Raw genomic sequence first — 6848 nt, 5'->3', positions numbered from 1 at the left:
GATGTCCTCAACTTGGTGAGAAAATTCAATGGCGTCAATCAACTCGCAGACCATAGAGAAAATATAGGATTATAAAAATGACAGTACAAACAAGCATTACACATAAATTATTGATACCTGTTACTTTTGAAGGAAAAGAGCACACCGAAATTACTTTACAGCGCCCCAAAACAAAAGATGTGCAAGCAATCGACAAAAAAGAAGGCATAGAGCAAACAATCGCTATGATTGCACGCCTTTCTGGATGGGCACATGAAGCGGTTGGAGAACTCGATATTAATGACTTGTCGAGCATTGGAGAGATTTTGGAGTCTTTTATCAAGCGGCGGGATACCTCGACTGGGAAACCGCCGCTAAACTCATAGCCGATATTACCATTGTGTTCCATTGGTCCCTTTCAAAGATGATGGAAATGGAACCGCAAGAACTCATATTCTGGCGAAATCAAGCAGCAGAAAGGTATAAGACAAAATGAGTGAAAAAGTTGCTGATGCAAAGGTGAAATTGTCTCTTGAAGACGAACTCACCACACCTCTTAAACGTGTACAAAAACAATTTAATACATTGTCAAAAACACTCTCACATAGTTTGGGTATTCCGCGCTTTTCTGCTGCTGTCAAAAACATGACAAAAAGCCTTCATGGCGTTCAAAGTGCTCTTAGCACAGCGGCAAGTCGTGCTTCAGTCTTTACCGGTGTCTTAGGGCTTGCTGGTGGTGGTCTTGTGGCAAGTGTAGCCGCCCTCACCATGAAAACCATGCATCTGGGAGATAGTCTTTATCACGCATCACACCATTTAAATATGAGTGTTGCATCACTTCAATTATGGGGTGATGCAGCCGATAATTCAGGCACTTCTGCCGAACTTTTTCAACAATCCTTAGCGGTTTTAAATAGGCGTTCAGCACAAGCCTATGCTGGACAAAAAAGAGGCATGATGGGCTTTGAAGCGCTTGGCATTTCTGTCAAAAACACTTCTGGAAAACTCAAATCCACTTCTGTCTTGTTAGAAGAAATTACCGACAAGATGAGTAAGATGAAAAGCCAAGCACAAAGACAGCATATTGCCGCTCTGCTGTTTGGGGGTGATGGTAAAGAAATGGCGACAATGCTTGCACAAGGCATGGCACCCATTAAAGAACTGTTTGCAAAGGCGCGAAAAGGAAAATGGCTGATAGGTGCCGATGTTGCACGCTATGCAGCAGATTTAAGTGACAAGCTTGGTGCTTTTAAGAAAAAAATAGGCGGTATCGCGAGCTTTATTGGCGCGCGTTTCATGCCCGTGATTAATGATATGATTGACGGTTTTTCAAAATTGATTGATGAAAACCGTGACCTCATCCAAACAACCGTTGCGAGCTGGGCAAAAACCTTAAAAAAAGTCCTTAATGATTTGCTTAATCCTACCTCTGATTTAAGAAAAGGCATCAGTGATCTCACAGAGAGGATTAAAGGCTGGTTCCAATGGCTAGAACCTCTGATTGGTGAAATAACCCTCTTTAAGGTAGGACTTGTGGCACTTGGTTCGTTCATTTTTGGTCCACTCATTGCCGCATTAGCAGCCGTAGGAACAGCGTTTGTTAGCCTTGGTATCACAATTATGACGACACCTATCGGTTGGTTAATGGGTGGCATTGCAGCGCTCTTTGTCCTCTATCAATATTGGGACAAACTCAATGGTTGGGTAGCAGCATCTTTAGCCGCGGTTGGGGCAGTTCTTATAGCTTCACTCATTCCAGCAATAACTGCCGTTAGTTCTGCTTTTATATCGCTTGGTATCGCAATCATGACCACACCTATTGGCTGGATTATTGGTGGCATTGCAGCTCTTGTTGCTGCCGGATATCTGCTCTACAAACATTGGGATACAGTCATAAGCTTTATAAGCAAGCTATGGGATTCTTTTTACAGCTTATGTAGTAATGTTTTCAATAACCTCTTGACGTTCTTTAAAAACTTTTCACCACTGACTTGGATTTCGAAAAAAATCAATGAACTCATTGAATGGCTGTTTGGTGTCGATTTAATGGAAATAGGCTCCAATCTTATTAATGGGCTTTGGGAGGGCATCAAAAGCAAATGGGATGATCTGTATAACGGTTTTGGCAATATGATGAAGAAATTAACCAGTTGGATGCCTAATTGGGTGAAAGAAAAGTTAGGGTTTAATGTTTCAATAGACAAGACTTCAACGCAGACCATTAAAACCTTTACCGAAGAAACCAATACACAGGCAAAAAGAATGGTTGATACAGTAGTGGTTACAAATACCCCACCTGAAAAACGCAAGAGTGGTTTTAATACAAGTGTCGTTGAAACAGGACAAATGCAGGCAACAAATAAAGTAGGTGCTTTTAAAGCGCCAAAGCCAATTACGGTTCATAAGCCCGTTGAAGTAGACGCCCGTGTAACCATTACAAATCTAAATATTTCCGTCCCCAATGGTCTCAAGGACGAAATCAGAGACGCTGTCAATCAAGCACTTGAACGCTATGCAAAACAGCAACGTTTAGCCATAGCCTCTAGCCTTTCGGATTAAATACCATGATGTTAGCTTTGGGTGGTTTTATTTTTTCGATTGAAACAGCAGCTTATCAAACACTTGATATGTCTTATGGGGTTCCATGGGTAGAGCAAGGACGATTGGGGAGAAAGGCTGCTCTTCAATTGCCTGCTGTTGCAAATGCGGAATTTTCTTTAGCAGGCGTGATTTATCCAGATTTCAAAGGTGGTCACAGACAGCTCGAATATTTACGACAAATAGCGCATATGGGACCTCACATTCTTGTGACCGGTCAAGGCAAAATCTTAGGTAAGTTTGTCATTCTTTCTGTAGAGGAAAAACAAAGCGTTTTTCATCATAATGGCACCCCCAAAAAACAAGAATTTACAATAAAGTTGAGAGAATATGGTGAAGAGCTATGAGTGATCTTTACGTGACAAAAGAAGGCGATATGGTTGATGCCATTTGCTGGAGATACTATGCCAAAGGTCAGCAAGCGCTTGCTGTTGAACGCGTTTATGCAGCAAATTTTGGTCTTGCAGACTATGGACCCATCTTAAAAGCAGGCATCACAATCGTTTTGCCAACCCTCCCCTATCCGAAAGCCACACCGGTAATCAGAATTTGGGGCAGTCAATCATGAAACCTTTTTGCACGGTTCTGGCAAATGGAGAGGACATCACAAGAATGCTGATGGACTATGTTTTGTCGATTGAAATTACCGATGAAGCAGAAAACAAAAGTGATCGTATCACTATAGAGCTTGATGACCGCGCACGTGACAGTGATAACGGCTTTCTTGATATTCCTCTTATCGGGACAGTTATTTCCATAAAACTTGGCTATGAAGGCGGGAAAAACCGCGATATGGGATCCTATCTGATAGACGAAATCTCTGTAAGCAGCCCACCACAAAGCTTAAGCGTGACAGGGCGCGCCGCATCAATGAACACGTCTTACAGAACCCCAAAAAGCCAATCCTATCACCAGCAAACCCTTGGCAGTATTGTTCAAGAGATAGCAGAGCGTAATGGCTATACGCCAAAGGTTGATCCTTCTCTTGCAAAAATCGTTGTGCGTCATATTGATCAAACATCGGAAAGTGATATGGCTTTTGCTGCACGCCTCGCAGGGGAATATGATGCGGTAGCAAAGCCCGTTGATGGCAAACTTGTGCTCGCCAAACGGGGTGAAGGCAAAGCCATCACCGGTGAAACACTCCCCATAGTTGTTATCCATGAAAAACATTGCACCTCTTGGGATTTTAAATACAGTGCGCGTGATGAAGCAGGTGCAGCCAATGGCTTAGAAACAGATGTGGGAGACGACCAAAAAGCCGCGGCTGATGCACGAGAACCAGAAGAGATTGATGATGATGAAAACTTTATCCATATGGATAACAGTGACAGAGCATCATCATCTGAATCAGAAAAAGCAGAAAAAGAATCGGAAAAGCAAGAAGAAGACAAAGAGAAAAAAGGCGGTGTTCTCGCAACCTATCATGATTTACGCAGTGGTGAAAAAAAAGAAGTCAAAGTTGGTAATCCGCCGTTTCATGAACTCAAATACACCTACCATAACCAATCAGAGGCTGTTGCGGCCATTGCTGCTTATCGCAATAAATCATCACGCGGTAAGTCTTCTTTCTCATGTGATATCGGCGGTGATCCCTTTGTGCAAGCAGAAGCAAAGCTTGTTCAAGAGCCCCCTTTCCGCCCCTATATTCCAGCAGAATGGCGCATCAAAAGTGTTAAGCACAAACTTGATAAAACGGGTGGTTACACCACAAAAATAGAATGCGAACTTTTTGATGAAGCCCAAGAAGACACAGCTGGAAACGTTGCAAACACAACACCAGACAAGGATGATACCCTTGATCCAAACGCCCCACAAAACGCATGCGACGAAGGCGAAGGCGTTATCCATATGGATGAGGATTAATATCAACTTTAGGTCATTCGTTGTGCTGTCCCTTTTAGGGAAGAAGGTCAATGAACGTTTACGACAGATATTTTTTCATCTGCAATGCGATAGCTTTAATAACTGGAACAGACACACTGTTTCCAAATTGGCGATAGGCTTGCGTATCAGATACTGGAATCTGGTAGCTTTCAGGAAACCCTTGCAAGCGTGCTGCTTCTCTTGGCGTCAGTTTTCTAGGATTTTTATTATCCTGCATTATAAGTATTTCGCTTCCATCTTTGTAATAACGTGCAGAAAGTGTATTTGTGTATGGCGATTCCACATCGAAAAGCCCATAACCAAATCCCTTTCCTTTCAGTTTATTCAGAACTTTTCTTCGTTGGTGTCCATGCCAAAGAGCATTACTAATTGTATATTTTTCATCAACCTCTTTATCTAAAATATCTCCCACCCTTGTTTTAATATTCATGGGAGAGGGAAATTTAAAATCTATCGAATGATCTAAAAAACCAATGATATATATGCGTTCACGATTCTGAGGAACTCCAAAATCCCGTGCTTTTAAGATATCATAAAAAACTTTATAACCGCTTGATTGTAAATGCTTTATAATACTAGAGAGAGTACGTCCCCTATCATGCCCCTTTAATTGCTTAACATTCTCTAATAAAAATGCTCGAGGCTTCCTATGTGATAAAATTCTATTGATATCAAAAAATAAAGTTCCACGTGCATCCGCAAACCCCTTCTTCAAGCCTGCTTGCGAAAAAGGTTGGCAAGGAAAGCCTGCTAATAAAATATCATGCTCTGGTATTTCTTCTTCATTGATCTGAGTAATATCGCCATGGACGTGATCGTTGTTAAAATTAAGTCGATAAGTTTGAATAGAGTATTTATCAATTTCTGATGTAAAAACACATTGGGCGTTATCTAAGCCAAATGCAGACTCGAAACCCAAACGAATTCCTCCAATGCCGGCAAATAAGTCAATTAGTTTAAACATTTTACTGATTTTTCCAATAATTAAACATCTCAGGTAGTTCTTTTAAAAAATACGTTTCAAAATCTATGACGCTGTGGTTATGCAATATTTTTTCTTGATTTTTAACTGTTTTTAGTACGACGACAACAATGTTATGCTTGTTCATTTGTTCAATTTTATTTACAGAGATTTTATCATCAACTGTCAGTAAGTGAATGTTAGGAACTTGAGATCTTGACTGCTCTTCAATAACTTCTTGCCAACGTTCACGCAAAGTGGTTTTCATTGTGCCAATAATAGCCTTATCGCGTCTTTTCTTAAAATGCTCTATGCTCGGTAGTACTGAATCAACCATTTTACCCAAACCGGCTTTTTGAAATGTTTCTTTTCCGATTTTTTTTTGAGCTTCGAAACGATATCGAAATTGATTATATAAAAAATAAATAATTTCTTCAAATGTTTTTCCCGCACGTGAACGGCGTGACTGTGTATTGCTAAGACATAATAAATAAATATATGGAATAATTTTTCCTGCATATTGGCCAAAACAATTTATTAGCTGCTCGTTAAATTTGTGAGAATCTTGAATGTTAAGCCGAAATAATTTTAAACTTAATTCAGTAATAATTCTTTTAGGCATCTCAAACTGATGGCTAATTTCCATCAAAATCGCAGAATTGAAAGTAGATTCTTGCTTTAACAATGCGGAATACGATAATTCTCGCATATTAAAAATTGTTTTAGAAACTTCCTCTTTTTTGAGCAACTCATCTATAATTTGTTTATTTTCCTGTACTATTTGACTTACTATTTCATCAGTAGGTGAAATCAGTTCACTTCTTCTTTTCTTGAGAAAGTTTACGAAGCTTTTTTTTTCTTCCTCATCAAGCCCACAAAAATCTTCTAAGTTTTTGTATCTTATATCAGTCATTGCATTAAATCCTACGATTAGACAAGTATAACTGATTAGCAGATTCTAAATTTTAACCAATGATATTTTTGTCCGTTACCTGTCCTTTAGGCGAGGAGGAAGTTAATTTTTTTACTAATTGAACGGCTTTTTCAATATCTTTTTGTTGAGTAGATTTCTTACCGTCCTTTAAGAGGGAAAGACGTTCATTTCATATTTTTCACGCATCCCCGCCTTTTGCGGGGCTTTTTTTATGGAGAATCATATGCGAAAAATATCATCAGAAGGACTAGCACTTATCAAACAATGGGAAGGTTTGCGTTTGAACGCCTATAAAGATGCCATTGGGGTGTGGACAATAGGTTATGGACATACAAACAGTGCTGGAAAACCTTTTGTTCATAAAGGCATGGCAATCACTGAAAAACAAGCTGAAGAAATTCTTTGCCAAGATTTAAGACAATTTGAAAATGTCGTTGAACGCGCTGTTACGGTTTCATTAACGGATGAACAATTTGCGGCGTTAGTGTC

The 6848-nt window shown here is 39.9% G+C and carries 10 protein-coding genes; 8 read left to right on the top strand and 2 right to left on the bottom strand.

Annotated features, from left to right (window positions below; all coding sequences use genetic code 11):
* The 7 genes from ACFILY_RS08850 to ACFILY_RS08820 all read left to right on the top strand — a co-directional run.
* Window positions 1–75 (top strand): phage major tail tube protein (locus ACFILY_RS08850; protein ID WP_375631908.1); only part of this gene is annotated, 75 nt, incomplete at its 5' end.
* Window positions 76–77: 2 nt separating this feature from the next.
* Window positions 78–365 (top strand): phage tail assembly protein, encoded by a 288-nt coding sequence (locus ACFILY_RS08845; RefSeq protein WP_375612344.1) that lies wholly within the window; start codon window positions 78–80, stop codon window positions 363–365.
* 38 nt (window positions 366–403) lie between these two features.
* Window positions 404–475 carry a GpE family phage tail protein gene (locus ACFILY_RS08840; protein ID WP_081486138.1) on the top strand — a complete coding sequence of 24 codons (72 nt, stop codon included), beginning with the start codon at window positions 404–406 and terminating at the stop codon, window positions 473–475.
* Window positions 472–2538: a phage tail tape measure protein gene (locus tag ACFILY_RS08835; RefSeq protein WP_375637876.1), complete on the top strand. Its 2067-nt coding sequence runs from the start codon at window positions 472–474 to the stop codon at window positions 2536–2538. Before ACFILY_RS08840 ends, ACFILY_RS08835 begins: the two co-directional genes overlap by 4 nt.
* 5 nt (window positions 2539–2543) lie before the next feature.
* A complete protein-coding gene (locus ACFILY_RS08830; protein ID WP_375637877.1) occupies window positions 2544–2924 on the top strand; it encodes a phage tail protein in 381 nt (126 codons plus the stop codon).
* Window positions 2921–3145 carry a tail protein X gene (locus ACFILY_RS08825; protein ID WP_039760481.1) on the top strand — a complete coding sequence of 75 codons (225 nt, stop codon included), beginning with the start codon at window positions 2921–2923 and terminating at the stop codon, window positions 3143–3145. The genes ACFILY_RS08830 and ACFILY_RS08825 overlap by 4 nt, the downstream gene beginning before the upstream one ends.
* Window positions 3142–4443: a phage late control D family protein gene (locus tag ACFILY_RS08820; protein ID WP_375637878.1), complete on the top strand. Its 1302-nt coding sequence runs from the start codon at window positions 3142–3144 to the stop codon at window positions 4441–4443. The genes ACFILY_RS08825 and ACFILY_RS08820 overlap by 4 nt, the downstream gene beginning before the upstream one ends.
* Before the next feature lie 58 nt (window positions 4444–4501).
* On the opposite strand, the gene ACFILY_RS08815 is transcribed toward ACFILY_RS08820, so the two are convergent.
* Both ACFILY_RS08815 and ACFILY_RS08810 read right to left on the bottom strand, forming a co-directional pair.
* On the bottom strand, window positions 4502–5428 hold the full coding sequence (locus ACFILY_RS08815) for a DNA cytosine methyltransferase (protein ID WP_375631819.1): 927 nt from the start codon (window positions 5426–5428) through the stop codon (window positions 4502–4504).
* Between the two features lies 1 nt (window position 5429).
* The gene (locus ACFILY_RS08810; protein ID WP_375631818.1) at window positions 5430–6338 is read right to left on the bottom strand and encodes a type II restriction endonuclease; all 909 of its coding nucleotides are present in this window, start codon (window positions 6336–6338) and stop codon (window positions 5430–5432) included.
* A 244-nt stretch (window positions 6339–6582) separates the two neighbouring features.
* Here ACFILY_RS08810 and ACFILY_RS08805 point away from each other — a divergent pair.
* Window positions 6583–6848 (top strand): lysozyme (locus ACFILY_RS08805; protein WP_375637879.1); only part of this gene is annotated, 266 nt, incomplete at its 3' end.

The organism is Bartonella sp. CL25QHWL, assembly GCF_042195335.1.
Lineage (GTDB): Bacteria > Pseudomonadota > Alphaproteobacteria > Rhizobiales > Rhizobiaceae > Bartonella.
Note: the sequence above shows the minus strand (reverse complement) of the source record. Positions and strands in the feature narration are given on the sequence as shown.